Annotated in this window: 29 protein-coding genes; 5 read left to right on the top strand and 24 right to left on the bottom strand. The window is 60.0% G+C overall.

The genetic code is table 11. From position 1 onward, the window contains the following. Positions 1-35: 35 nt before the first annotated feature. Positions 36-1,073 carry a tRNA dihydrouridine synthase DusB gene (dusB, locus tag FF098_RS07100; RefSeq protein WP_155138799.1) on the bottom strand — a complete coding sequence of 346 codons (1,038 nt, stop codon included), beginning with the start codon at positions 1,071-1,073 and terminating at the stop codon, positions 36-38. Positions 1,074-1,144: 71 nt separating this feature from the next. Between dusB and FF098_RS07105 the strand changes: the two genes are divergently transcribed. Both FF098_RS07105 and FF098_RS07110 read left to right on the top strand, forming a co-directional pair. After that, a complete protein-coding gene (locus FF098_RS07105; RefSeq protein WP_155138801.1) occupies positions 1,145-2,314 on the top strand; it encodes a bifunctional 2-C-methyl-D-erythritol 4-phosphate cytidylyltransferase/2-C-methyl-D-erythritol 2,4-cyclodiphosphate synthase in 1,170 nt (389 codons plus the stop codon). Continuing rightward, positions 2,314-2,814 carry a CinA family protein gene (locus tag FF098_RS07110; protein WP_155138803.1) on the top strand — a complete coding sequence of 167 codons (501 nt, stop codon included), beginning with the start codon at positions 2,314-2,316 and terminating at the stop codon, positions 2,812-2,814. Before FF098_RS07105 ends, FF098_RS07110 begins: the two co-directional genes overlap by 1 nt. Here the strand turns inward: FF098_RS07110 and FF098_RS07115 are convergent. The 3 genes from FF098_RS07115 to FF098_RS07125 form a co-directional block, all read right to left on the bottom strand. Then, entirely contained in the window at positions 2,779-3,249 is a 471-nt protein-coding gene (locus tag FF098_RS07115) for a type II toxin-antitoxin system RatA family toxin (protein WP_155138805.1), read from the bottom strand. The genes FF098_RS07110 and FF098_RS07115 overlap by 36 nt on opposite strands. A 10-nt stretch (positions 3,250-3,259) precedes the next feature. Next, positions 3,260-4,225 carry a lipoyl synthase gene (gene lipA, locus FF098_RS07120; protein WP_155138807.1) on the bottom strand — a complete coding sequence of 322 codons (966 nt, stop codon included), beginning with the start codon at positions 4,223-4,225 and terminating at the stop codon, positions 3,260-3,262. Between the two features lie 148 nt (positions 4,226-4,373). Then, positions 4,374-4,673: a hypothetical protein gene (locus FF098_RS07125; RefSeq protein ID WP_155138809.1), complete on the bottom strand. Its 300-nt coding sequence runs from the start codon at positions 4,671-4,673 to the stop codon at positions 4,374-4,376. Positions 4,674-4,770: 97 nt separating this feature from the next. Here FF098_RS07125 and FF098_RS07130 point away from each other — a divergent pair, with 97 nt between their 5' ends. Beyond that, positions 4,771-5,382, top strand: a complete 612-nt coding sequence (locus FF098_RS07130) for a class I SAM-dependent methyltransferase (protein ID WP_155138811.1) — start codon at positions 4,771-4,773, stop codon at positions 5,380-5,382. Between the two features lie 7 nt (positions 5,383-5,389). On the opposite strand, the gene lpdA is transcribed toward FF098_RS07130, so the two are convergent. From lpdA to rpmF, 15 genes are all read right to left on the bottom strand, one after another. Next, positions 5,390-6,808: a dihydrolipoyl dehydrogenase gene (gene lpdA / locus FF098_RS07135; RefSeq protein WP_155138814.1), complete on the bottom strand. Its 1,419-nt coding sequence runs from the start codon at positions 6,806-6,808 to the stop codon at positions 5,390-5,392. Positions 6,809-6,887: 79 nt separating this feature from the next. Continuing rightward, positions 6,888-8,234, bottom strand: a complete 1,347-nt coding sequence (locus FF098_RS07140; protein ID WP_155138816.1) for a pyruvate dehydrogenase complex dihydrolipoamide acetyltransferase — start codon at positions 8,232-8,234, stop codon at positions 6,888-6,890. Positions 8,235-8,288: 54 nt separating this feature from the next. Next, a complete protein-coding gene (locus FF098_RS07145) occupies positions 8,289-9,713 on the bottom strand; it encodes a pyruvate dehydrogenase complex E1 component subunit beta (RefSeq protein WP_155138818.1) in 1,425 nt (474 codons plus the stop codon). Between the two features lie 195 nt (positions 9,714-9,908). Next, positions 9,909-10,289: a hypothetical protein gene (locus tag FF098_RS07150; RefSeq protein WP_155138820.1), complete on the bottom strand. Its 381-nt coding sequence runs from the start codon at positions 10,287-10,289 to the stop codon at positions 9,909-9,911. A gap of 99 nt (positions 10,290-10,388) precedes the next feature. Next, positions 10,389-11,234, bottom strand: a complete 846-nt coding sequence (locus FF098_RS07155) for an SDR family oxidoreductase (protein ID WP_155138822.1) — start codon at positions 11,232-11,234, stop codon at positions 10,389-10,391. Beyond that, positions 11,234-12,037: an SDR family oxidoreductase gene (locus FF098_RS07160; RefSeq protein WP_155138824.1), complete on the bottom strand. Its 804-nt coding sequence runs from the start codon at positions 12,035-12,037 to the stop codon at positions 11,234-11,236. The genes FF098_RS07155 and FF098_RS07160 overlap by 1 nt, the downstream gene beginning before the upstream one ends. A gap of 82 nt (positions 12,038-12,119) precedes the next feature. After that, positions 12,120-12,479, bottom strand: coding sequence for a response regulator (locus FF098_RS07165; protein WP_155138826.1), 360 nt, complete (start codon positions 12,477-12,479; stop codon positions 12,120-12,122). Then, complete coding sequence (locus FF098_RS07170) at positions 12,479-13,006, bottom strand: HWE histidine kinase domain-containing protein (protein WP_166426371.1); 528 nt, start codon at positions 13,004-13,006, stop codon at positions 12,479-12,481. The genes FF098_RS07165 and FF098_RS07170 overlap by 1 nt, the downstream gene beginning before the upstream one ends. Further along, entirely contained in the window at positions 12,960-13,448 is a 489-nt protein-coding gene (locus FF098_RS07175; RefSeq protein ID WP_205967407.1) for a PAS domain-containing protein, read from the bottom strand. Before FF098_RS07175 ends, FF098_RS07170 begins: the two co-directional genes overlap by 47 nt. Positions 13,449-13,670: 222 nt before the next feature. Next, positions 13,671-14,669 carry a pyruvate dehydrogenase (acetyl-transferring) E1 component subunit alpha gene (pdhA, locus tag FF098_RS07180; RefSeq protein ID WP_155138832.1) on the bottom strand — a complete coding sequence of 333 codons (999 nt, stop codon included), beginning with the start codon at positions 14,667-14,669 and terminating at the stop codon, positions 13,671-13,673. A 134-nt stretch (positions 14,670-14,803) separates the two neighbouring features. Then, positions 14,804-15,148 (bottom strand): septum formation initiator family protein, encoded by a 345-nt coding sequence (locus FF098_RS07185; protein WP_155138834.1) that lies wholly within the window; start codon positions 15,146-15,148, stop codon positions 14,804-14,806. Positions 15,149-15,199: 51 nt separating this feature from the next. Beyond that, complete coding sequence (locus FF098_RS07190) at positions 15,200-15,676, bottom strand: GNAT family N-acetyltransferase (protein WP_155138836.1); 477 nt, start codon at positions 15,674-15,676, stop codon at positions 15,200-15,202. Beyond that, positions 15,676-16,953: a phosphopyruvate hydratase gene (eno, locus tag FF098_RS07195; protein ID WP_155138838.1), complete on the bottom strand. Its 1,278-nt coding sequence runs from the start codon at positions 16,951-16,953 to the stop codon at positions 15,676-15,678. Before eno ends, FF098_RS07190 begins: the two co-directional genes overlap by 1 nt. A 147-nt stretch (positions 16,954-17,100) precedes the next feature. Further along, a complete protein-coding gene (locus FF098_RS07200) occupies positions 17,101-17,862 on the bottom strand; it encodes a hypothetical protein (RefSeq protein WP_155138840.1) in 762 nt (253 codons plus the stop codon). Positions 17,863-18,066: 204 nt separating this feature from the next. Then, positions 18,067-18,249, bottom strand: a complete 183-nt coding sequence (gene rpmF, locus FF098_RS07205) for a 50S ribosomal protein L32 (RefSeq protein ID WP_155138842.1) — start codon at positions 18,247-18,249, stop codon at positions 18,067-18,069. Between the two features lie 223 nt (positions 18,250-18,472). Between rpmF and FF098_RS07210 the strand changes: the two genes are divergently transcribed. Together FF098_RS07210 and FF098_RS07215 are read left to right on the top strand one after the other, a co-directional pair. Then, entirely contained in the window at positions 18,473-18,943 is a 471-nt protein-coding gene (locus FF098_RS07210; RefSeq protein WP_155138844.1) for a hypothetical protein, read from the top strand. A 50-nt stretch (positions 18,944-18,993) separates the two neighbouring features. Further along, a complete protein-coding gene (locus FF098_RS07215) occupies positions 18,994-19,425 on the top strand; it encodes a hypothetical protein (protein WP_155138846.1) in 432 nt (143 codons plus the stop codon). A 29-nt stretch (positions 19,426-19,454) separates the two neighbouring features. Here the strand turns inward: FF098_RS07215 and FF098_RS07220 are convergent, their stop codons facing one another. The 5 genes from FF098_RS07220 to tpiA form a co-directional block, all read right to left on the bottom strand. Next, positions 19,455-19,856: a cupin domain-containing protein gene (locus FF098_RS07220; RefSeq protein WP_155138848.1), complete on the bottom strand. Its 402-nt coding sequence runs from the start codon at positions 19,854-19,856 to the stop codon at positions 19,455-19,457. Between the two features lie 3 nt (positions 19,857-19,859). After that, positions 19,860-21,494, bottom strand: coding sequence for a CTP synthase (locus tag FF098_RS07225; protein WP_155138850.1), 1,635 nt, complete (start codon positions 21,492-21,494; stop codon positions 19,860-19,862). Between the two features lie 124 nt (positions 21,495-21,618). After that, positions 21,619-22,095, bottom strand: a complete 477-nt coding sequence (secG, locus tag FF098_RS07230) for a preprotein translocase subunit SecG (RefSeq protein WP_155138852.1) — start codon at positions 22,093-22,095, stop codon at positions 21,619-21,621. Between the two features lie 125 nt (positions 22,096-22,220). After that, a complete protein-coding gene (locus FF098_RS07235) occupies positions 22,221-23,165 on the bottom strand; it encodes an alpha/beta fold hydrolase (RefSeq protein ID WP_155138854.1) in 945 nt (314 codons plus the stop codon). A gap of 24 nt (positions 23,166-23,189) precedes the next feature. Next, positions 23,190-23,912, bottom strand: a complete 723-nt coding sequence (gene tpiA, locus FF098_RS07240) for a triose-phosphate isomerase (protein ID WP_155138855.1) — start codon at positions 23,910-23,912, stop codon at positions 23,190-23,192. Between the last annotated feature and the right edge of the window lie 144 nt (positions 23,913-24,056).

Raw genomic sequence — 24,056 nt, forward strand, 5'->3', positions numbered from 1 at the left:
TCAACAACAATGTGACCAAAAAACCGCAGTTCGGATCAGGCCGCAAGGGGGCCCAGGCGGGAAATGTCATCCACGAAGAGCTGTTCGAGCCGCTCCGCGACTTCGTCAGGATCATGAGAACTGCACAGGCTGGCACGCAGCTGGCGGCGCTGGCTCGGCTCCAGCGGTCGATCAAGCTTGTCGACATACGCTGCGACATGCTTGCGTGCCATGCGTACGCCGAGGCGCTGGCCGAGTTCCTTACCGCCGCCATGCCCCTCAGTGTAAAGGGCCACGGTTGCCCGATAGTGACTCAGGGCGATTTCCGCCTGACGCTTCAGCGAAGGTGCTTGGCCCTGCCCGCCAGCCAAAGCATCGGCGATCATGCCCGGCAGCCAGGGTTGGCCCTCGGCGGCTCTGCCGATCATGACGCCATCGGCGCCGGAGGCTTTCAGTGCGGCATGGGCATCTGAGAGCGTGCGAATATCGCCATTGACGATCACCGGCAGGCTGACCGCCTCGACCGTGGCGCGGACCGCACCCCAGTCGGCATCGCCCTTGTAGAACTGGCAGCGCGTGCGGCCATGGACGGTGATCAGCTTGATGCCTGCCGCCTCTGCCCGCGCGGCAATCTCCGGCGCATTCAGGCTGTCATGGTCCCAGCCAAGCCGCATTTTCAGGATCACCGGCACGGAAACGGCCTTTACCGTCGCCTCGATCAGCTCTAGCGCATGGTCGGCATTGCGCATCAGGGCAGAGCCTGACAACGCCCCGGTCACCTGCCGCGCCGGGCAGCCCATGTTTATGTCGATGATATCGGCACCGAGCCCCTCGGCGATGCGTGCGCCCTCGGCCATCCACTGCGCCTCGCGGCCCGCCAGCTGGATCACGCTTGGGGAAATAGCCTTGTCGCCCGCTGTGCGTAGCACCACGTCCGGCCGCGCCCGCACAAGCTCTTCGCTCGCCACCATTTCGGACACGACGAGCCCCGCCCCGCATTCCCACGCCGCCTGCCGGAATGGCAGGTCGGAGACGCCGGACATGGGCGCGAGGAAGACATTGTTCCGCGTGGTGACAGGACCGATTGAAATCATTGGCCGTTTTTATCGTGCGAGGGACAAATCGCAAGGATGATTTTGCCTTCGAAGCGGGCTAGAGAAGGCCCATGAAAACAGCCGCCATCATAGTCGCTGCAGGCAAGGGCATTCGCGCCGGCTCACCAACGCCGAAGCAATACCAGTCGATCGCCGGTCGCCCGGTGCTCGCCTGGTCGGTCGAGCGATTCCTGGCGCGGAGCGATATCGATGCGGTCCTTTGCGTCATCGCCGATGGTGCCGAGGCTTTATACAGGACGGCTGTCAGCGACCTGAAAAACAAGAAACTGCTCCCGCCATGCACCGGCGGCGCGACGCGGCAGGCCTCCGTCCATAATGGGCTCAAGGCTCTCGCCGGACAGGGCTTTACCCACGTCTTGGTCCACGACGCTGCCCGCCCGGGTCTCGACGACGATACCCTCGACCGGCTGACGGCGGCGCTGGAAACACAAGACGGTGCCCTCGCCGCCCTGCCCGTCAATGACACACTGAAGGCTGGCGACGAAGCCGACCAAATCACAAAAACCGTCGACCGCACTGGCCTGTGGGCCGCGCAGACACCGCAGGCCTTCGCCTTTGATCGTCTGCTGGCCGCGCACAAGCAATTCGCGAATACCGAAGTCACCGACGATGCCGCCCTCGCAGAACTCGCCGGGATCGAGGTCAGGCTCGTCCCCGGCACCGTGCGCAACATGAAGATCACGAGGCCGGAGGATTTCGCCATCGTGGAGAGACTGCTGATGGAAACCACTTACGAATTCCGCACCGGCCATGGCTATGACGTTCATGCCTTCGAGCCAGGCGACCATGTCATCCTCTGCGGCGTGAAAATTCCGCATACGGCAAAGCTGAAGGGCCATTCCGATGCCGATGCCGGCATGCATGCTCTGACCGATGCGCTGTTCGGCGCCATCGGCCTCGGCGATATCGGCGATCACTTCCCGCCCTCCGACCCACAATGGAAAGGCGCTGCCTCGGAAGTGTTCCTGAAAAAAGCCGTCAGCGAAGTCATCGCCCGTGGCGGTACGATCACCCATTGCGACATCACCCTGATTTGCGAGAACCCGAAGATCGGACCTCATCGCAACGCCATGCGCAACGCCCTAGCAGAGATCATGAACGTCGCACCCGACAGAATTTCCGTAAAAGCGACGACCACGGAAAAACTGGGCTTCACCGGTCGCGAGGAAGGCCTTGCCGCCATGGCGACGGCAACGGTCCGCCTGCCGGAGACCCTCTGATGGCAACCGCGAAAGCCATGAGGCTTGCTCAAAAAGTCATCGCAACGGCCAGCGCCAAAGGAGTTCATCTCGTCACGGCAGAATCCTGCACAGGCGGCCTCATCGCCGGATGCCTGACGGAGATCGCCGGGTCCTCGTCTGTAGTTGAAGGTGGGCTAGTGACGTACTCGAATGAAGCCAAACAGATGTTGCTCGGTGTCTCGCCCGCTACGCTCACCGCCCATGGTGCCGTCAGCGGGCAGACCGCGCGGGAAATGGCGGCAGGCGCCCTCACCGCCTTCACGGGCCGCGCCCAACTCTCCGTCGCTGTTACAGGTATTGCCGGCCCCGGCGGCGGCTCGCCGGACAAGCCAGTCGGCCTCGTCTGGTTCGGTGTCGCGGCACCGGACGGGGTGACTGTCGAAAAGAGGGTATTCCCGAAGGGCTCGCGCCAGTTCGTCCGGGAGCGGACGGTGGAGACAGCTCTAGGCCTTCTGCTGCTGGCCCTGGGCCGGGTATAGCTCAGCCGCCCGGCCGATAAAGGCGTCGGACATGTATTTGAACGCCTTGTCGAAGACCTGCATCGCCGCCGTCTGAAGCAGGATGTTCTTGAACTCGAACTCGATCTTGAAATCGACGATGCAGCCACCATTCTCCTGCGGCTCGAAATGCCAGATATTCACCAGTTTCCTGAACGGGCCTTCGATATAATCGACCGTGATGCAATGGTTTTCGCGGTCGAGGGTGACCTTTGACCGGAACCGTTCACGAAAGATCTTGTAACGGACGATCATATCGGCGATCAACTCGCCTTGCCCGTTCTCGGCATCATCGCTGCGCATCCTTATGCCTTCACACCACGGGATGAATTCCGGATACTCCTCCACATTTGCGACCAGGTCGAACATCTGGTCGGCGCTATAGGGAACCTTGCGTCTGTCGTGATGGCTCGGCATGGCGGCGTCTCTATTGCTTTGCCTGACGCGCCGCGCGTAGCTTCGCAAAGTCTGCATCGGCGTGATAGGACGAGCGTGTCAGCGGCGTCGCCGAGACCATCAGAAAACCCTTGGCGCGCGCGATGCTCTCATAGGACTTGAATTCCTCCGGCGTCACGAACCGGTCGACAGCGGCGTGCTTGCGCGTCGGCTGCAGGTACTGGCCGATGGTGATGAAGTCGATCCCGGCGGAGCGCATATCGTCCATCACCTGCATCACTTCGTCCCGGCTCTCGCCGAGGCCGACCATGATGCCTGATTTGGTGAATTGCTGCGGGTCCCGTTCCTTGACCTTTTCCAGCAGGCGCAGCGAATGGAAATAGCGCGAGCCCGGACGGACGGTCCGGTAAAGCCGCGGCACGGTTTCGAGGTTGTGGTTGAAAACGTCCGGCTGCGCATCGATCACGCGCTCTGCCGCGCCCGGCTTGCGCAGGAAGTCAGGCGTCAGGATCTCGATCGTTGTGCCCGGCGCCCGCGCACGGATCGCCTTGATCACCTTCTCGAAATGCTCCGCCCCGCCATCGGCGAGGTCATCGCGGTCGACTGAAGTGATGACGACGTGGTTCAGGCCCATCTCCTCGACGGCGAGCGCGACATTCTCCGGCTCCTTCTCGTCGAGGGCCGCCGGCATACCGGTTCGGATGTTGCAGAAGGCGCAGGCACGGGTGCAGGTATCGCCCATGATCATCATGGTCGCGTGCTTCTTCTCCCAGCACTCGCCGATATTCGGGCAGGCCGCCTCTTCGCAGACGGTGACCAGCCCCTTGGAGCGGACGATCTCGCGCGTCTCCTTGAAGCCGTGGGAGACAGGCGCCTTCACCCGGATCCAGTCCGGCTTGCGCAGCACGGGTGCGTCAGGGTTCTTTTGCTTTTCCGGATGGCGCAGCTTCGGCTTTTCAGGACTGCCGGGCGCCGTCGTGTCGATCAATGTAACCATGGACGGGATTTAGCAATGCTTGCAGGGTTTTAACAGCCCCCCGAGACCGAATATCGCGTCACACCTTCACGTGCTCTGACCAGTCCAACCAATGAAAAAGGGCCGGCATGGCGACCGGCCCTCTCAAATCCGCGAAATGCGAACAATCTTACGCTGGCGTACCTTCGAAATCGGCACTGCCGAACGCGCCGAGGGCGACCTTGCCGTTCAGGTTGTCACCAGCCTTGGAGCCGGTGAAGCTCAGGGTCAGCGGCATCGGCTTGGAGACGTCGACATCCCACTTTGCCGTGTCGCCATCGACCTTGCCATTCTTGACCTGGGCCGTGTCGCCCTGGGCAGACATGGTGCCGGTCAGCTCGCTGCCGTCTTGGTTGAGAACGAGCGTGCCTTCCTGCTTGCCCATCGGCGTATTGATGATGACGTTCCAGGTACCGTTGAAATCAGCCATATTTTTCCTCCAGATGAAATGATGCTGTTACCCGAATAGATAGGCAGCTATGCCGTCCCTGTCCACGCATGGCTGCAGTTATGGATCGCGAGAGAAAATGGCCAAAGACCGGCATGACCAGACCCGCGCGGTTTATGAGCGCCATGCGGCGGGGTTCGACACTTCGCGCAGCAAGAGCCTGTTCGAAAAGCCATGGCTCGACCGGCTCTGCGCGCTGATTCGCGATAGAGGCAGTATTCTCGACATTGGCTGCGGCAGCGGAGAACCCATCGCGGAATACCTCATCGGCAAGGGATATGCCGTCACCGGCGCGGATTACGCCCAGCCGATGCTGGATATCGCGGCGGCGCGCTTTCCGGACGCTGACTGGATCCACGCCGACATGCGCGATTTGTCACTGGAGCGCACATTCGACGCCGTCATCGCGTGGCACAGCGTCTTTCACCTCACCCCGGATGAGCAGCGCCACTGCCTGCCGGTGCTGGCAGACCATGTAGCCGCCGGCGGCGCGCTAATGATGACCATAGGCCCGGATGAGGAAGGCGAAGCGTCCGGCACCATAGAAGGTCAGCCGGTCTATCACGCCAGCCTGCCAGAGGCAGACTACAGGCGCTTACTGGCTGAAAACGGCATGGACATCGTCTCGATAGACCGCGACCGGGACGATTGCGGCGGGGCAACTATCCTTATTGCGAGAAAGACTGCCTGATGCCGTATCAGGTGTGGATCACCTTGCCATAAGCGTCGAGCGCACTCTCATGCATCATCTCAGACAGTGTCGGGTGCGGGAAGATGGTGTGGAACAGGTCCTCTTCCGTTGCCTCCAGCGTCTTGGCGATGCCAAAGCCCTGGATCAGCTCGGTCACTTCGGCACCGACCATGTGTGCGCCCAGCAGTTCGCCGGTCTTCTCGTCAAATACGGTCTTCACGAGGCCTTCCGGCTCGCCCAAGGCAACAGCCTTGCCATTGCCCTGAAACGGGAAACGGCCAACCTTGACCTTGTAGCCCTTGTCCTTGGCTTGCGCCTCTGTCAGGCCGACGGAAGCTATCTGCGGCTGGCAGTAAGTGCAGCCCGGAATCATATCCACATCAAGGGGATGCACGTCATTCTTGCCGGCGATCTTCTCCACGCAGATGACGCCTTCATGGGACGCCTTGTGCGCCAGCCACGGCGCGCCGACGACATCGCCAATGGCATAGACGCCCTTAACGCCGGTCTCCAGCCACTCATTGACGACGATATGACCGCGATCGACCTTCACGCCGATATCCTCAAGGCCCAGATTTTCGGTGTTGCCGGTGATGCCGATGGCGAGGACGACGCGCTCGACCTCGATCTCCTGTGTCTTGCCGTCCTTGCCCTTGATCGTCGCTTTCACCTTGTCCTTGCCCTTGTCGAGCTTCTCGACCGAGGCGGAGGTGATGATGTTCATCCCCTGCTTCTTGAAGGACTTGTGCGCGAAATCGGAGATCTCCTTGTCTTCCGCCGGCAGGATGCGGTCGATCATCTCGACTACGGTCACATCGGCGCCCATGGCGTTGTAGAAAGACGCGAACTCGATGCCGATGGCACCGGAGCCGATGACCAGCATGGATTTCGGCATCATGTCGGGCACCATCGCCTCACGCGCCGTCCAGATGAACTTGCCATCCGGCTCCAGCCCTGCCGCCGGGATCGTGCGGGCGCGGGCACCGGTCGCGATGATGACATGCTTGGCGGTGACTTTCTCCTCGCCCTTGTCGGACTTCACGACGATGGTCGGGGTCTCGCCCTTTTTGCCTGTCAGCCTGGCCGTGCCCATGATCGTCTCGATCTTGTTCTTTTTCATCAGGAAGCCGATGCCCTTTTCCATCCGGCCGGCAACGCCGCGCGAGCGCTTGACGATGGCCTCGATGTCGAAGGAGATCTTTTCGGCCTTCAGGCCGAATTCCTCGGCATGCTTCATGTTGGTATAGACCTCGGACGTCCTCAGCAGCGCCTTGGTCGGGATACAGCCCCAGTTCAGGCAAACGCCGCCGAGCTTGTCGCGCTCGATGATCGCGACCTTCATGCCCAGCTGGGCGGCGCGGATCGCAGCGACATAGCCACCCGGCCCTGACCCGATGACGACGAGATCGAATGATTTATCGGCCATAATTCTTCACCTTTGTCCGGCTCTAGCTGTTCAGGTTCGCCCGCGCTGGAGTCGCACGGGTCCGGGAGGGATCGCTTCCCTACAGAAGCATGGAAGTCGGCTCTTCGATCATCTTCTTGAAGACCGACAGATATTCCGCCCCGACAGCGCCATCGACCACGCGGTGGTCGCAGGTCAGCGTTACGGTCATCTGGTTGGCGATGACGATCTGGCCATTGCGCACGACCGCCCGCTCCTCCGCCGCACCGACCGACATGATCGCGCCATGGGGCTGGGATACGATGGACGAGAACGACTTGATGCCGAACATGCCGAGGTTGGAGACAGCAAACGTGCCGCCCATATATTCCTCAGGCTTCAGCTTCTTCTGGCGGGCACGGCCTGCAAGGTCGCGAACCTCTGCAGAAATCTGCAACAGGCCTTTCGTCTCGGCCTTCCAGATGATCGGCGTGATCAGGCCGCCATCAATGGCGACGGCGACGCCGACATCCGCATGCTTGTGGCGCAGGATCGCGTCATCGGTATAGGTCGCGTTCGCCGCCGGCACTTTCTTCAACGCCATGGCGGAGGCCTTGATGACGAAGTCGTTGACGGAGACCTTGTAGAAGCCTTCCTCGCCCTTGGGCGGCGACATGGCGTTGATGCGCTCGCGCGCTTCCAGCAGCGTGTCGAGATCGATGTCGATATTCAGCGGGAAGTGCGGGACCTCGCCGTTGAAGCTCTGCGACAGGCGCTTGGCGATGGTCTTGCGCATGCCGTCATTCTTGATCGCCTCATAGCTGTCCGCCGGATAGAGGCGCTCGTCGATACCAGCTGCGGGCGGCTGGTAAGCCTTGCCAGCGGCGGCGGGTGCAGCGGCGCCAGCCTTGCCGGTGCCATCCTTCATCGCTTTTTCGATGTCGCGCTTGACGATCCGGCCATGCGGGCCGGAGCCTTTCAGCGCGGTCAGCTCAATGCCTTCATTCTTGGCCATGCGCTTTGCCAGCGGCGAGGCATGAACGCGGCCATTATGTTTCGGCGCGTCTTTCGACGGGGTAGCAGGAGCCGTGGACGGCGTCGCCGCAGCGGCCTCTTCCTTCTTCGGCTCTTCCTTGGGTTCTTCTTCTTTCTTCTCGGCTTTGTCCCCGCCACCGGAGGCCGCGCCGCCCTTCATCGACGCTTCGTCGATGTCGTCGGCGCTTTCGCCTTCTTCCAGCAATACGGCGATGGTCTCGTTGACCTTCACGCCTTCGGAGCCTTCTTCGATCAGGATCTTGCCGATCGTGCCCTCGTCGACGGCCTCGACTTCCATCGTCGCCTTGTCGGTCTCGATCTCGGCGATCACGTCACCGGAGGAGACCGTGTCCCCTTCCTTGACCAGCCATTTGGCGAGCGTGCCCTCTTCCATCGTGGGCGACAAAGCGGGCATGAGAATAGGAACCGGCATTGATTTGTGCTCCGTTTATTGTGTTGAGGAAAATCGTCTAAAGAACTGATATTCCTACTTATCCAGATACATTACTTTCTTGACGGCGGCGACGACCTTGTCGGCGTTCGGCAGGCTCAGCGCTTCCAGGTTGGCCGCATATGGCAACGGCGCATCTTCCTGGGTCACGCGGGCGGGCGGCGCATCGAGATAGTCAAAGGCTTCCTGCACAACGCGCCAGGCAACCTCTGCCCCGACGCCCATGGGCGCCCATGCCTCCTCGACGGTGACGAGGCGGTTGGTCTTCTTGACCGACTGGACGACCGTATGGTGGTCGAGCGGGCGCAGGGTGCGCAGGTCGATGACCTCGGCCGAGATGCCCTCTTCGGCCAGCATGTCGGCAGCAGCGAGCGCAAACATCACGCCGCGCGAATGGGAGGAAATGGTGACATCCGTGCCTTCGCGCACTATCTTCGCCTTGCCGATCGGCAGGACGAAATCTTCCATGTCCGGCACTTCGCCCTTGTCGCCGTAAAGCAGCTCGTGCTCGAGGAATACGACCGGGTTCGGGTCGCGGATTGCCGCTTTCAGCAGGCCCTTGGCATCGGCAGCCGAATACGGCGCGATGACGATCAGGCCGGGCACGCTTGCATACCACGGCGAATAATCCTGAGAGTGCTGGGCAGCAACGCGCGCGGCAGCGGCGTTCGGCCCGCGGAAAACGATCGGGCAGCCCATCTGGCCACCGGACATGTAACGGGTCTTGGCGGCGGAGTTGATGATGTGGTCGATCGCCTGCATGGCGAAGTTCCAGGTCATGAACTCGACAATCGGCTTCAGGCCGGCGAAGGCGGCACCGACACCGAGACCGGCAAAGCCGTATTCGGTGATGGGGGTGTCGACCACTCGGCGGTCGCCGAATTCCTGCAGCAATTCGCGGGTAACCTTGTAGGCACCCTGATATTCGGCGACCTCCTCGCCCATGACGAAGACCGCCTCGTCGCGGCGCATCTCCTCGGCCATGGCGTCGCGCAGCGCATCGCGCACGACGGTCTCGATCATCTTGGTCCCTTCAGGGATTTCGATATCTGCGCTGGCGGTAAAGTCCGGACGGGTCGGCAGATCGCCTGTTTCAGCAGAGCCGTTGTCGTCTTCGCCCTCGTCTTCATCGCTATCATCGGACTGGCTTTCGGCTTCTTGCTTGGCAGGGGCTTCTCCGCCGCCGAGCGCGTCCATGTCGATATCGTCGGCGCTTTCGCCATCTTCCAGGATCACCGCAATCGGCTGGTTCACCTTGACGTTCTCGGTGCCTTCCTGGACCAGGATCTTGCCAATCTTGCCTTCATCAACCGCTTCGACTTCCATTGTCGCCTTGTCGGTTTCGATCTCGGCGACGATGTCGCCTGAGGAGACCGTGTCTCCTTCCTTGACCAGCCATTTGGCGAGGGTGCCCTCTTCCATGGTTGGGGAAAGGGCGGGCATCAGAAGCGGTGTGGGCATATCGGCTCTTTCTGTTCTATCGCGCTGCGAATGGCGTTTTCACCGGTAACGAAAAGGGCTTCCGTTGGATGGAAGCCCTGATACCAGTTTGGTGAATTTGTGCAAGCGGAACAGAACGCCGAAACACCGAATATAGGTCAAAACTTATGCTGCACTGCGAAGGGCTAGGCCCCTGTTATTGCGCGTTTTTTCCCGTTATTCCCCGTCAGCCCAGCCGTTCAGGCTGCTGCGCATCTCGGCAAGATTGAGACGGATCAGCTCGGACTCATTTTCGTAGGCTGAACGAATAACCTCAGTCTGGATACGAATGTCGGACTCTGCCTCGCGGCGGATACAGGTCTGATACGTGTTCACCTGCGCAACAAGCGCATTGTAATCGTCGATCGCCTTCAGATAGCTATCGCGATCATAGATAGGCGGATTGGCTATTTGCGGCCGCTCACACTCTATGAATTCATAGGTCACGCTCGGCGTCACTTGCTGGCCGGCGAGGATGCCGGCGCTAACCTGCGCCTGGCCAAGCATGTACATGGACGCGCCCACAAACACGACCAGAGCGATATAGACTTTCTTCATCGGACTTCTCCCGAGTTATTCACCACTACCCCTGCAGTGCCCATCCCTGCATCGATTGTGCCACAGCGGCAGGAAAAGCCCCATAAAAAGCTGAAAAACCTACGAAATTCCCGTCGTGCGTGCAGTGACGGCATCGACGAGTGGCGCCGGGAGAAAATTGCGCGCGAAGATCAGCCACAGGTTCTTCTTCGGGGCGGTATAACGGGTCCGGGGGCTGGCATCTGTCAGCGCCCGCTCGACCTCGACCGCCACACAATGGGGCGGCGGCGCTGCCTTGTGGCCCTTGTCATGGTGCCACTTGGCAAATTTTTCGAGCGAGTCCCGATAGGGCTCACCCTCCTTCATGTAAGGCTCCAGCCCCGCCTGCTCCTGATCACCGAACCCGGTATTGACGAAACCTGGCCTTATCACGCTGACCTTGATGCCGAACTGTTTCACCTCCCGGCGCAGCGCATCGCTCAGCCCCTCGACGGCGTGTTTGGACGCAGCGTAGACGCCCATGAAAGGCGGCGCGAGCCGACCGGTGACCGAAGAGATGTTGACGATTCGCCCCTCGCCCGTCGCCCGCATCTGCGGCAGCACGGCGCGGGTGACATTCATCACCCCAAAGACATTGGTCTCGAACTGGGCCCGCCAGTCGGCATCCGGCACGCGCTCAATCGGCCCGGTCACCGAGATACCGGCATTGTTGACCACGGCAAACAGGCTGGCGCCGTCAAGATGACTGGCGATGGTCTCCATCCCTTTGGCTACCGAAGCTTCGTCGGTCACATCCATGGTTACCGAAATGATCCGCTCGCCGCCTTCCTGCGCCAGCGCCCCTAAGGTCGACAGCGTGCGCCCGGCGGCAAAGACGGTGAATCCCTGCGCAGCAAGATGCAGGGCGATGGCCTTGCCGATCCCGGTGCCTGCGCCGGTGACGAGAACTGCTTTTCTTCCAACCATTACAGCTTCATAGAGCCGGAGGCATCGCCGAGCGACGTGCCGCCTTCGACCTCGAGGATCGTGCCAGTCACATAGGACGCCGCCGATGAACACAGCCACAGCGCTGCATCGGCGATGTTATCCTTCGAGCCGAAATCCTTCAGCGCCAGCGCCGACTTGTATTTCTCCGCCGCTTCCGGCGTGCCAGCCAGACGGCGCATGCCTTCGGTGTCGGCAATAGGCCCGGGTGAGATCGCGTTGACGCGTATCCCGCTCGCGCCCCATTCCATGGCGAGACATTTGACCAGCATGTTCACGCCCGCCTTCGCCGCGCAGACATGGGACTGGTAGAGCCAGGGATGGGTAGCCTGAGGAGCAGTGATCGCGATCAGGCTGGCGCCCGGCTTTTTCACGTGATGCACCGTTGCCCGGAAGATGTTGAACGAGCCGAGCAGGTCGATATCGACCACGGACTTGAAGGCATTGGCCGACATCTGCGCAGCGCCCGCCGGGAAATTCCCCGCCTGCCCGGCCAGCACCATGTCGATCTCGCCGAAGGTCCCGACGCAGGTTTTCACCGCGGCCTCGACCGCATCCCAGTTGCGCACATCGACAGCGGCGCCGGCAGCCTCGGCCCCCAGGCCATGCAACTCGGCAACGGTATCATCGACCTTGTCCTGCGAGCGGGATATGACGAAAACCTTCGCCCCCTCCATCGCGAATCGCACGGCGATCTGCCGGTTGATGCCGCTGGTCGCCCCGGACATGAAGCACACCTTCCCGGACATCAGATTTTCCTTGTAGCTATCGTTGCGTTCGCTCATCCCATTCTCCCTTTCAAGGGTGACTCCCTTTTGGTGCGGGAGTTTCGGGAGCGGCGGGACCTGCGTCAACAAGGAAGGACAGTCACTTCAGTCGCGATCTCGAAAGTGCTTCCGTGATCGTGCGCCCGAGATTGGCTTCCGTGTATGGCTTTGAAAGGATAATCGCGTCAATGTCGCGATGGCCATGTCCGGTGGCGAATATGTAAGGGATTGCGTCCTCGCGCAGTCTGTCTGCCACGGCATCGCTTGTTCCGTGCTTCAGGTTCACATCGAGCACGGCGCAATCGATCTCGGCATCCTCAAGGAGTTTCAGTGCTGCGTCGACAGTCGCTTCGGGACCAATCACCTCGGCGCCGAGGGTTCGCAGCATGTCCTCTGCCATCATGGCGATGAGATACTCATCCTCCACCAACAGGATCTTCTTGCCTTCCAGATGGCGCATCAGCTGTCAGTTTCGCTGATGAGGGGGGCCGTGACCACGCAACCGAGGCCAGCGGGCGAAAATGTCACGACGACATCCCCCTGCAATTCATTGGCAAGCGCCTTGCGGACCATGGTCATCCCGAAACCCTGATAGTCAGGCTCGCTGATCGGTGGTCCCCCTTGCTCCTGCCACTGAAGTTCGAATGCTTTCCCCTCATCTTTCAGCGCCCAGACGATGGATATCGTTCCTACATCATTGGACAACGCCCCGAACTTCATCGCATTCGTGGCCAACTCGTGCAGTGCCATCGACATGGAAACGGCCTGCTCGGGCCCGAGGATGACCCCCTTATCCCCCTGAGCCGTCACCCGATCAGAGGATATACCTGCACCGGCCATCGTCGCGCTTATGACCTGTTCGATGTCCGTATATTCCCAGTGCGTGTTCGATAGCATGTCGTGGGCCGAAGCGAGATTGCTCAGCCGCGCCTCGAACCGTTCACGCTCGGCGCGATGTTCCTTGCCAGTGAATGTCTGGCGTGCCATTGCCATGCACCATGGCGAGCGTGTTCTTTACCCGGTGGTTCAGCTCCCTGATCAGAAGCTCCCGATGATTCTCCGCCCTTACCTGGGCGGTCACATCGCTGATGATATGCGCCGCGCCAACAATGGTCTCGCCATCCCTGATGGGGGCAAACCGCAAGGCATAATAGCGCATCTCGGCCGGAGACGGCCCGAATTCCATAGTGATGGTATAGGCTTCGCCATTCAGGGCCCGCTGCCAGACCGCGCGTGCCTTGTCACGCTCTTCCGGCCAGCCCGACATGCCGTCGAGCAGGCTCGTACCGATCTGGATTTCAAGCGACCAGAGCTGCTGATATTCCTGACGATATGAGTCGTTAAAAAACGTAAAGTGAAAGTCCGAATCGATTGCAGCGATCATGTCACCGCTGACATTCGCGATGCCACGCAGTATGACCGCGCTCATCTGATCTTCGGATACTTCCTTCATACATGCCCTTTTGTGGCAAACGGGAGTCCCCAAAATGCCTGATTGCGACGCTAACACCATTGCCGGGCAAGGGTTCGCCGCACCTTAAATCATTTTAAAATAAACTTCTGATTGTCTGCCAAATCACAGCCACAAGCCTTTGAATCAAAAAGCCGCTCGCTGGATGGCAGAGCGGCTTAGAGAAATTGAGAATTCGGATCAGGCCAGAATATCGGTGAAGAGTTCCTTGGGATCGGGCTCCGGGCTCTCCAGAGAGAAATCCGCTGCCTCTTTCACGACCTGCTTGATCTCCTTGTCGATCTCTTTCAGGTCATCTTCCGAAGCATGCTTGCCGCTGAGGATGTAATTCTCGCACTTCTTGATCGGGTCGGAATTGGTGCGGATATCGTCGACCTCGTCCCGTGTGCGGTATTTCGCCGGGTCGGACATGGAATGCCCGCGATAGCGATAGGTCTTCATCTCCAGCACATAAGGTCCCTTGCCGGTGCGCGCATGCTCCATGGCCTCGCGGCCCGCCTCGCGCACGGCGAGCACGTCCATGCCATCGACTTCCGTGCCCGGAATGCCGAAGGATGCGCCGCGGCGATACAGATGCGTCTCGGCGTGGGAGCGCTTGATCGACGTACCCATGGCATACTGGTTGTTCTCGATGATGAAGATCACCGGCAGCTTCCACAGCTGCGCCATGTTCATCGCCTCGAAGACCTGGCCCTGGTTGGCCGCGCCGTCCCCGAAATAGGTCAGAGACACGCTGTCATTGCCATTGTAGCGGTTGGCGAAGGCGAGACCCGTGCCGAGCGGGATTTGCGCACCGACGATGCCATGGCCGCCATAGAACTTCTTCTCTGTGGAAAACATATGCATGGAGCCGCCCTTGCCCTTGGAATAGCCGCCTTCGCGACCGGTCAGCTCCGCCATCACGCCTTTCGGGTCCATGCCGCAGGCCAGCATGTGGCCGTGGTCGCGATAACCGGTGATGACCTGGTCGCCCTCTTTCTTCAGCGCTTCCATGCCAACGACAACGGCTTCCTGGCCGATATAGAGGTGGCAGAAACCGCCAATGTGCCCCATGCCATACAGCTGGCCGGCCTTCTCCTCGAAGCGGCGGATCAGCAGCATGTCCTTGTAATATTTAAGGAGTTCGTCCTTGGTGGCGTTGTAGTTGCTCTTCGGGGAGCTGGCGTCAGCCTGGGCCATAAACGGGTCACCTTTTGGTCGGTTGTTCTACTTGAGAGGGGATATAGCGCATCTTCGCCCCGGAGCGAAAGGCGTAATCGCTATTTTCAGGAGACTTTTCGACTCGCACCGTCGACGGGAAAATGCCAACGAGATCAGCGGGTTTGCTGTTCCAAACGCTTGATCAGCTGGTCGAATTCAGCCGCCGGCATCACATATTCGCCGTCGGCGGCATAGCCCAGGACCCGGCGGGCGCTTTCATCGAGCATGTCATCGTCGAGTGTCTTCACCGACAGCATGTCCGCTTTGCGCGCCAGCCATTCGCGATGCTCTTCCAGCTCGCGCAATTCCTGCTGCTTTTCGCTCAGGTCGTCGCGCACCAGCTTGTGCGCCCGCACGCCCTCCTCGCCGTTCAGGGCGATCAGGAAGTTATAGGCGATGCCGATCACACAGAATGCGGGCAGGAAAGCATCGAAAAAGAAGCGGCGGAAACTGAACATGGCACCCCGAGAAGCCTGAATTCTGACTCTCCATCAATGCCGCAAACACGGTTACTGAAGCGTTAAGTGCATCACCATATTGCACCGCTGGACGGTGTTCGGATGCTCAATCTGCACGAAGCCATGGCGGCGGTAGAGCTGCACCGCTTCCTTGAGGCTGGTATCGGTCTCCAGCTCCATCAACCGATAGCCGCGCGTCCTCGCCTCCTGCAACACGGCAAATAGCAAGGCCCGGCCCAGACCCTTGCCACGCGCAGCGGGAGCCAGGAACATTTTCGTCAGTTCACAGATTTTATCCGAGACGGCGACCAGTCCGACCGTGCCGACCAGCGCGTCCCCATCGAGCACCAGCCAAAGACCACCACCCTCGAAGGAGGTATCGATATGATCGAGACCGCGGTCGGCATGGGCCGGGTCCAGCTCCATGCCATATTCGCGCAACACCTGCCATACGAGCGCCTTGACGCTGTCGCTGTCGGCATTGGTGGCCCGGCGGAGCGTCAGCCCCGCCGGTAATTCGGCCTGCATTACTTCTTCAGGACCGCGCGGCCATTATAAATGGCCACGGGACCCAGCTCTTCCTCGATGCGCAGCAGTTGATTGTATTTCGCCAGCCGGTCGGAGCGCGACAGCGAGCCGGTCTTGATCTGCCCGCAATTGGTCGCAACGGCGAGGTCGGCAATCGTGTTGTCTTCCGTCTCGCCGGAACGGTGCGACATGACTGAGGTAAAGCCGGCACGGTGGGCCATGTTCACGGCGCTCAGCGTTTCCGTCAGTGTACCGATCTGGTTGACCTTGATCAGGATCGAGTTGGCAGAGCCCTTCTCGATGCCTGTCGCCAGGCGTTTGGTGTTGGTCACGAACAGATCGTCACCCACCAGCTGGCACTTGTCGCCGATCAGGTCCGTCAACGCTTTCCAGCCATCCCAGTCGTCCTCGGCCATGCCGTCCTCAATGGAGACGATCGGGTACTGGCCGACGAGGTCGGCGAGGTATTGCGCCATTTCCTGCGAGGACAGCGACTTGCCCTCGCCCTTCATCTCGTATTTGCCGTCGACATAGAATTCGGTAGAGGCGGCATCGAGGGCGATATAGATCTCCTCGCCAGCCTTGTAGCCGGCCTTGTCGATCGACTTCATGATGAAATCGAGCGCCTCATTGGTGGACGACAGGTTCGGGGCGAAACCGCCCTCGTCGCCAACATTCGTGCCGTGACCGGCGGCAGACAGCTCTTTCTTCAGCGTATGGAAGATTTCAGCGCCCGCGCGCAGCGCATCGGAGAAAGTCTCGACGCCAAGCGGCATGATCATGAATTCCTGGATGTCGATCGGGTTGTCGGCGTGCTCGCCGCCATTGATGATGTTCATCATCGGCGCCGGCAGGACGCGGGCCGCGGTGCCGCCGACATAGCGGTAGAGCGGCTGGTTCGTCGCTTCGGCACCGGCCTTGGCGACGGCGAGCGAAACGCCGAGGATCGCGTTGGCACCGAGGCGCGATTTGTTCTCGGTCCCGTCGAGCTCGATCAGCGCCTCGTCGATCAGGACCTGGTCCGTCGCATCGGCGCCGACTAGCGCCTCCATGATCTCGCCATTGATCGCGGCGACAGCTTTCGTCACGCCCTTGCCCATATAGCGGCCCTTGTCGCCATCGCGCAGTTCGTGGGCTTCGTGGGCGCCGGTGGACGCGCCGGACGGCACGGCGGCACGGCCCATGGAGCCGTCTTCCAGCACCACATCGACCTCGACGGTGGGGTTGCCACGGCTGTCCAGAATTTCCCGGCCAATAATGTCAATGATAGCGGTCATGGAAGTCTCTCCTGATGATGATCTCGCAAAGGGTTCAACGTCAGGCATGTTCTTGGCGCGGGTGGTAAAAATACGCAACCACCCCGCACAAAAATAACGCCGCCCGGTTACACGGGCGGCGTCTTTTGTCATTGATGAGTGTCAGGCCTAGTCGTCGCTCTTTTTCCTCAGGCCGGGTTTGGTCACTTTTTGCGGCGGAGGCGAACTCTTGCGGGTCTCCGGTGCCGTCGGCGCATCCAGGCTACGGCTGCGCTGCGTCGGCTCGGAGCGCTGGCGGGTATCGATATCAGACTGACGGGCGGCAACGCCGGGCTTCACGACCTTGCCATTATAGAAGCGGTCACCGCTGTCATTGCGATCATCATAGTTCGGCTGGTCATTTCCGCCACGGTCACGGCCATCACCCCTGCCGTCCCCCCTACGGCGGTCATAGTCGCGGCGGCGATAATAATCGTCATAGCGACCACGGTCGTAATAGCCATAGTCGCTGTAACTGTAGAAATACGGATAGGTCCTGCGGCGCTGGCTGTAATAACCATAAGGCGCATCATACGGTCCATAATAATAGCCATAGCCCGGGCGGTAATAACCATAAGCTCCGTAATACGGCATCGGGCTGTAGGCATAGCGCTGGTCATTGTCCGACTGGATGCGGGCAGAGATGTCGCCAAAACACTGGTCTACCTGTGCGGTACACGCGTTCTGGCATTCGGTCTTTGACGTACCCTCAGGGAAGTCGCTGCAATTTGCATAGCAGATCCCCGCGCGCTGGTCGCAGGCGTCGTAATAGCGGGCATAGCGATTTTCATACAGGCTGGATGTTTCGCACGCCGAAAGGCCGACAAGCGCGATGACGCCGCCAATGGCGATCCTGAGCGGCGTTAAAAAACGTGATTGAGAAAATTCCATACCTGCCTGCCTGTAAATTTTTTCGTCGGCGTCTTCCCATATTAACCTTGCGAAGGCCGAAAGGGTTAATTCCCTTTTTCGTTAACATAAGGATAGACGCTAAAAAGGCGAAAAAAGGGCACACATGCAATCAGCCCGGCCACCATGGTGACCGGGCTGAAATTGCAAAGCCGGAATGGCCGGACGCATCTGCGTCCCTTAAGCCTATTCGTCAGTCGGCTCGAGGACCTGACGGCCGTTATAAGTGCCGGACTTCAGGTCGATATGGTGGTTACGGCGCAGGTTCCCGCTTTTCTTGTCTTCGATAAAAGACGGTGCTGCCAGCTTGTCGTGCGAACGGCGCATGCCGCGGCGCGACCGGGTAATCTTGCTCTTGGGTACTGCCATGAGTTTCTCTTCAAAATTGTCTCGGCGCCGTGGCGCGAATGGATCTGAGCGCGCGTGATTACCGCACCCCGCCCCACAATGCAAGCCCGCATTTGGGGCGCTGAATTTATTACTTGCAGCGCCCGCCATGGTTAACGCGATCCGCTCAAATTGCAGGTTTTCGGTTCAACGGGTTTCAATTCCTGCCTGATAGTGTGGGGGCAGTATCAGGAGTTGTGTAGTAATGATATTGCGTCGTCCTTTGTTTCTTGGACTTGTAATCGGTTTCGTCAGCGTCTTTTCCTTCTCGGGCTCGGTCAATGCCCAGGAATCGCAATCAGTGGCTCAGTCTGTCGCCCTGCCTGTCGGCAAGGTCGAACAGATGTGGCCGTCACTTGATGCCTCACAGCGTTCGATGGTTGACCTGCTGGCCGCCGACTTCTTCCAGAATGACCTGTCGGAAGCCCAGCGCGAACGCATCTTCTCGGCCCGTGCCGACCAGTATCGCGAAGCCGCTGGCGAAGATCGTGATGCCTATCGCGCCGAACGCCGCCGCGAATGGCAGGCTCGCAAGGGCCCTGACGCCCAGACCGGCACGTCCTACGATCTCCTCACGGATGAACAGAAGGCTCCGTTCCGCCGCTATGCCATCGACCAGCTCGACCTCGGCATGCCGACGGTCTCCCCTGGTGCCGCCGGCCGCAACAGCGTCTAGGCTGAACATCATGGGTTTTTTTGTTGAGGCAATGGATGTAAGTTGACCTCATGGGAGACAACTTCAAGCCTCACGATAGTGTACATTGTCAGTACGAAATCGACGGGCAAAGGCTCGACACCAGCCTGTCACTCGAGCAGTCTATATTAAAAGTGAAACTCATTTTTCGCCCCTCTGACCAAGACGAATATTTCGCTGTAGCCGGAGATTATTTTGCTGCATTTCAGTCGATACGAATAGACACGGCTCCCTTGGGCATTAAGTTCTTGTGTCAGGGGGCAAGAAAAAACGTCTATCCGACAGGCATGGCCCGCGACATGGGACTTGGCCTTTCTGCTTACCAACTCGAATTGGGAAAAAAGGCAGACAAATCTAAGCTCGTCCGCATTTTCGATGCCGCGCCATCTTCAGAAATAGATACTGTAGAAAATCAGGATGACTTCTGGAGACAGTGGCTGGCATCGCTAGGCCTCGAATTTTGATCGTATCGGGCCGCAACAGCGTGTGAGAATCAGCGGGGACGATGGCTCGTCCCTTCGCCAGCCGTCACGAATAACGCCTCGCCCGGCTCGATGACATCGGCTGTGTGCCAGATACCCTTCGGCACGACGGCAAACTCGCCCTGCGCCAGCGTCACGCTTGTCTCCCCGTCCGGCATGTCGAGGATCAGGGTCATCGACCCGGACAGCTGCAGGATCCATTCATCTCCGTGCGGATGCATCTCCCATACTGTCCAGTCCTCAGCGCTGTGAAACATGCTGATCAGCCTGCCCGGCGGCAATGATCCGATCTGCGATTGCCAGAATTCCGGCCCGACAGCGATCGGCATGACCGATCCATCATCACACAGGTGCGCGTAATTATCGCCTAACCGATGAGCCTTGATCTTCTGCTCTCCGGCGGGCTTTTCCATGACCTAGACCAACCGCGAGCGAATCAGCGCCGCCTCGATAAAGGACGCGAACAGCGGGTGCGGATCGAAAGGCCGCGACTTCAGCTCGGGATGATACTGCACGCCGATGAACCACGGATGGTTGGTGTTCTCCATGATTTCCGGCAAGCGGCCATCGGCCGACGTACCGGAAAAGACGATACCATGCTCGGCAAGCGCATCGGCGATCTTGATATCGACCTCATAGCGGTGGCGGTGGCGTTCCTGGACCGTTTCCGATCCATAGATCTCCCGCACCTTGCTGCCCTCTTTCAGATGCGCCTCATAGGCGCCGAGGCGCATCGTGCCGCCAAGATCAGAATTCGCGTCGCGTTCCTGCTTAAGCCCATCCTTTTGCCATTCGGTCATCAGCCCGACGATTGACGGGCCCTGCCCCTCGAACTCGGACGATGATGCCCCGGCTATACCGAGCAGGTTGCGGGCCGCTTCCAGCACCGCCATCTGCATGCCGAAGCAGATGCCGAAATACGGCACATTGCGCTCCCGCGCGAATTGCGCCGCCATGATCTTGCCGCGCGAGCCGCGCTCGCCGAAGCCGCCAGGCACCAGGATGCCATGGACATTCTCTAGCCGCGACAGCGCCTCTTCTTCCTTCTCGAAGACGGCGCTATCGACCCATTCGATCCCGACACGGACATTATTGGCGATGCCGCCATGGGCCAGCGCCTCGATCAGCGACTTGTACGCATCCTTCAGCACGGTGTATTTGCCGACGATGGCGATATTGACCTCACCACCCTCTGGGGAGGTCGTGCGGCGCACGATCTCGCGCCATTTGTCGAGCTTTGGCTCCGGTGCATCGGTGATACCGAAAGCATGCAGCACTTCGGTATCGAACCCTTCGCCGTGATAGGCGAGCGGCACCTCATAGATCGTGCGGCAGTCCATTGCCTGCACGACCGCGCTCTGACGCACGTTACAGAACAACGCGACCTTGCGCTTCTCGCTTTCGGGGATGTCGCGGTCGGCCCGGATAAGCAGGATATCCGGCTGGATACCGATCGAGCGCAGTTCCTTGACCGAGTGCTGGGTCGGCTTGGTCTTCATTTCGCCGGCCGACGGGATGAATGGCATCAGCGTCAGGTGGATGAACACCGCCTGCCCGCGCGGCAATTCGTTCCCCAGCTGACGGATCGCCTCGAAGAATGGCAAGCCTTCGATATCGCCGACCGTGCCGCCAATCTCGCACAGCACGAAATCAGCGCCGCCATGGTCCGACAGCACGAATTCCTTGATCGCGTCAGTGACGTGCGGAATGACCTGCACCGTCGCGCCCAGATAATCGCCGCGGCGCTCTTTCTCCAGAATGCTCGAATAGATCTGGCCGGTGGTGACATTGTCGTTCTTCGACGCCGACACGCCGGTGAAGCGCTCATAGTGACCGAGGTCTAGGTCGGTCTCCGCACCATCGTCAGTGACGAATACCTCGCCATGCTGATACGGGCTCATCGTGCCCGGATCGACATTGAGATAGGGGTCGAGTTTCCTCAACCGCACCTTGTAACCACGTGCCTGCAACAGCGCGCCGAGAGCCGCTGCCGCAACACCTTTACCGAGGGAGGAAACCACGCCGCCCGTAATGAAAATATACCGCGTCATGGAAGTCCCTCTTACGACTGTTTACGCACAGGTCAAAGGGGCATTCTCACCTGTGGACAAAAAACTTTGCCGCGCCGTTTGTGGGCGGCGCGGCATTGTTGTCCGGTAGAATGCCGGATGAAAATTATGGCTGTTCGGGTGTTTCTTCGTCGGCAGAGTCAGCAGCCGGGTCGCCGGAGCTCTCTTCCGTCGCCGGGGCAGTCTCTACCGGAGCAATCTCTTCCAGCAGTGGCTCATCGGTGACTGGCTCCTCCGCCGGCTCATCGGTCGTGCCGAAGCCATCCAGCAGGTCATCGCCGGTTACCTCGCCCGGGGTCAGCTGACGGCTTGGCGCGGCCGGATCATTGCCGAGGATCTCGTTGAAGTCCTGGTTCGGGTTCTCTTCCTTGGCGATCACCGCAAGAAACAGGCAGATGCCCATATAAGCCGCTGCAAGCAGGCTGGTCGTGCGCGTCAGGGCGCTGGCCGCGCCGCGGCCGGACATGACACCGCCGCCACCGCCGCCCATGCCGAGCGCGCCGCCTTCGGAGCGCTGCATCAGCACGACGCCGACAAGCGCAATCACGATGAAGCAATAGATGATGAGGATGATCGTTTCCATGCGGGTAACTTTTCTCGCAACGCCCGCTCTGGCGGGCACTCAATAACGCTGTGAACGCTGCATATAAACAATGGCACTGGCCGTGCCAAGGTCAAAACCTGCAGCAAAAGAGCGCGATAGCCCCGTCAGCCCTGTACGTCAACATTCGCGTCAAGGCTAGAGAGAAGCTTATCAACCTCATCGCCGCAGGCGTGATGGATCGTGTGGCCGACATTGTCGAAAAATTGCAGGCTGGTATCGGCGACTTTTGCCTTCAGCCCAAAACAATGAATCGTCGACAGCACGGTTGTGTCGTGGGTCCCCGCCAGCATGTGCACCGGCTGGCGGATCGATCCGTAATGCGGCTCCATATTGGTGATCTCGTCATAAAGACCGACCAGGTCCTCACCGGTCGAGCGAAACGCCGTCGGGCGGAAGATCAGCGCCATCCCGGCCTTCTCGTAATATCCGGCGGGCTGCGCCTGCGGCCAGAACGCCTGTTTTACGGCTTTCTTCCCAGCCAAGCGGCCATAAAGCGCTGGCACGGTATAGCTGAATAAGGGGCCGATACCCGGCGTCGTCGCCGCGTGATTGTGCCAGTCGACACCGCCGGGCCAGCGATGGCTGACCGGCGCCAGCAGGATCAGCGCCTGCGCCCTGCCGGGAAAATCCAGCGTATGGCGCAGCGCAAGGGCACCGCCATAGCTGTGGGCGATAATGACAGGCTTCTCGACGCCCAGCTCCGCCATAAGCGTCTCGATGATTTTAGCCTGTCGGCCCATATCGACCTCGCCCGGCGGCCGCTCGGAATAGCCGAAGCCCGGGCGGTCGAGCATGATAACCCGGCGCCTTTCAGCCAGCCGGTCCCCCAGCGCCAGCTTCATGTCGAGCATGTTGGAGCTGACGCCGTGGATCAGCACGACCGGCGCCTGGAGACTGTCTCTAGGCCCGGCATCGAGGTAATGCAGCTTGATCCCGTCAATGATACGAAACTCGCCTGCCGGTGGCACGCCCTGCTCGGCTTCACGCACGTAAATACGCGCATGCACTAACGCGATGACAACCAGAATGACAAGCAGGATCAACAGCATAAGGCGACTCCCTGAACACTGGCCTCAGGCCGCCTTGATGATACCGTAGAAGTCGTCAGCCTTCAGGCTGGCCCCGCCGACCAGTGCGCCGTTGACATTGGCGATGGACAGCAGCCGTTCGGCATTATCCGGCTTCACCGACCCGCCATACAGGATCGGGATATCTCCCCCGACACGCTGGCGTATCGCCATATGGATTTCGGCAATCTCTCCAGGGCTCGGCACCAGACCGGTCCCGATCGCCCAGAGCGGTTCATAGGAAACGACGAAATCCTCGATCTCGTCGGGGATCGACCCGGCAAGGAATTGCGAGACGACCGCCACGGCCTGGCCTGAATCGCGCTCCATGCGCGTCTCGCCGATGCAGATGATCGGGATGAGCCCGACCTCGATGGCGGCCTCGGCCTTGGCCTTCACCTGCTCATTGGTCTCGCCATTATAGAGACGGCGCTCCGAATGGCCGAGAATCACATGGGTCGCACCGGCATCCTTCAGCATCTCTGCGCTGATCTCGCCAGTATAGGCGCCTTTCAGCTTGTGATGGCAGGTCTGCCCACCGACCAGAAAACCGGCATCGGCGCACGGCTTGGCCATCTCGGACAGCAGCGTCGCCGGTGGGCAGATCAGGATATCCGCTTTCGGCTCACCCCTGCTGCACAGCTCCGCCAGCCTGTCGACTTCATCAAGGGCAGATTTCAGGCCATGCATCTTCCAGTTGCCGACGATCAGCTTGCGAATGTCTTCCATGCGGGTTCCTCGTCCGGTTTTGTCTTGTCATGATCGGGCGTTATCACTGATCACGGTGAATAAACGCCGTTGAAAGCCCATAACACTTGCCAATATCGGGCGCGATGGCTTATCGCTGCAAGCCACACTTACAGTCAAGGAATG

It is taken from the genome of Aquisalinus luteolus (assembly GCF_009712425.2).
Lineage (GTDB): Bacteria > Pseudomonadota > Alphaproteobacteria > Caulobacterales > Parvularculaceae > Aquisalinus > Aquisalinus luteolus.

Coding starts and splice junctions, on each gene's coding strand:
- dusB (WP_155138799.1), bottom strand. CDS start 1,073: ATGATTTCAATCGGTCCTGTCACCACGCGGAACAATGTCTTCCTCGCG.
- FF098_RS07105 (WP_155138801.1), top strand. CDS start 1,145: ATGAAAACAGCCGCCATCATAGTCGCTGCAGGCAAGGGCATTCGCGCC.
- FF098_RS07110 (WP_155138803.1), top strand. CDS start 2,314: ATGGCAACCGCGAAAGCCATGAGGCTTGCTCAAAAAGTCATCGCAACG.
- FF098_RS07115 (WP_155138805.1), bottom strand. CDS start 3,249: ATGCCGAGCCATCACGACAGACGCAAGGTTCCCTATAGCGCCGACCAG.
- lipA (WP_155138807.1), bottom strand. CDS start 4,225: ATGGTTACATTGATCGACACGACGGCGCCCGGCAGTCCTGAAAAGCCG.
- FF098_RS07125 (WP_155138809.1), bottom strand. CDS start 4,673: ATGGCTGATTTCAACGGTACCTGGAACGTCATCATCAATACGCCGATG.
- FF098_RS07130 (WP_155138811.1), top strand. CDS start 4,771: ATGGCCAAAGACCGGCATGACCAGACCCGCGCGGTTTATGAGCGCCAT.
- lpdA (WP_155138814.1), bottom strand. CDS start 6,808: ATGGCCGATAAATCATTCGATCTCGTCGTCATCGGGTCAGGGCCGGGT.
- FF098_RS07140 (WP_155138816.1), bottom strand. CDS start 8,234: ATGCCGGTTCCTATTCTCATGCCCGCTTTGTCGCCCACGATGGAAGAG.
- FF098_RS07145 (WP_155138818.1), bottom strand. CDS start 9,713: ATGCCCACACCGCTTCTGATGCCCGCCCTTTCCCCAACCATGGAAGAG.
- FF098_RS07150 (WP_155138820.1), bottom strand. CDS start 10,289: ATGAAGAAAGTCTATATCGCTCTGGTCGTGTTTGTGGGCGCGTCCATG.
- FF098_RS07155 (WP_155138822.1), bottom strand. CDS start 11,234: ATGGTTGGAAGAAAAGCAGTTCTCGTCACCGGCGCAGGCACCGGGATC.
- FF098_RS07160 (WP_155138824.1), bottom strand. CDS start 12,037: ATGAGCGAACGCAACGATAGCTACAAGGAAAATCTGATGTCCGGGAAG.
- FF098_RS07165 (WP_155138826.1), bottom strand. CDS start 12,479: ATGCGCCATCTGGAAGGCAAGAAGATCCTGTTGGTGGAGGATGAGTAT.
- FF098_RS07170 (WP_166426371.1), bottom strand. CDS start 13,006: ATGGCACGCCAGACATTCACTGGCAAGGAACATCGCGCCGAGCGTGAA.
- FF098_RS07175 (WP_205967407.1), bottom strand. CDS start 13,448: ATGAGCGCGGTCATACTGCGTGGCATCGCGAATGTCAGCGGTGACATG.
- pdhA (WP_155138832.1), bottom strand. CDS start 14,669: ATGGCCCAGGCTGACGCCAGCTCCCCGAAGAGCAACTACAACGCCACC.
- FF098_RS07185 (WP_155138834.1), bottom strand. CDS start 15,148: ATGTTCAGTTTCCGCCGCTTCTTTTTCGATGCTTTCCTGCCCGCATTC.
- FF098_RS07190 (WP_155138836.1), bottom strand. CDS start 15,676: ATGCAGGCCGAATTACCGGCGGGGCTGACGCTCCGCCGGGCCACCAAT.
- eno (WP_155138838.1), bottom strand. CDS start 16,953: ATGACCGCTATCATTGACATTATTGGCCGGGAAATTCTGGACAGCCGT.
- FF098_RS07200 (WP_155138840.1), bottom strand. CDS start 17,862: ATGGAATTTTCTCAATCACGTTTTTTAACGCCGCTCAGGATCGCCATT.
- rpmF (WP_155138842.1), bottom strand. CDS start 18,249: ATGGCAGTACCCAAGAGCAAGATTACCCGGTCGCGCCGCGGCATGCGC.
- FF098_RS07210 (WP_155138844.1), top strand. CDS start 18,473: ATGATATTGCGTCGTCCTTTGTTTCTTGGACTTGTAATCGGTTTCGTC.
- FF098_RS07215 (WP_155138846.1), top strand. CDS start 18,994: ATGGGAGACAACTTCAAGCCTCACGATAGTGTACATTGTCAGTACGAA.
- FF098_RS07220 (WP_155138848.1), bottom strand. CDS start 19,856: ATGGAAAAGCCCGCCGGAGAGCAGAAGATCAAGGCTCATCGGTTAGGC.
- FF098_RS07225 (WP_155138850.1), bottom strand. CDS start 21,494: ATGACGCGGTATATTTTCATTACGGGCGGCGTGGTTTCCTCCCTCGGT.
- secG (WP_155138852.1), bottom strand. CDS start 22,095: ATGGAAACGATCATCCTCATCATCTATTGCTTCATCGTGATTGCGCTT.
- FF098_RS07235 (WP_155138854.1), bottom strand. CDS start 23,165: ATGCTGTTGATCCTGCTTGTCATTCTGGTTGTCATCGCGTTAGTGCAT.
- tpiA (WP_155138855.1), bottom strand. CDS start 23,912: ATGGAAGACATTCGCAAGCTGATCGTCGGCAACTGGAAGATGCATGGC.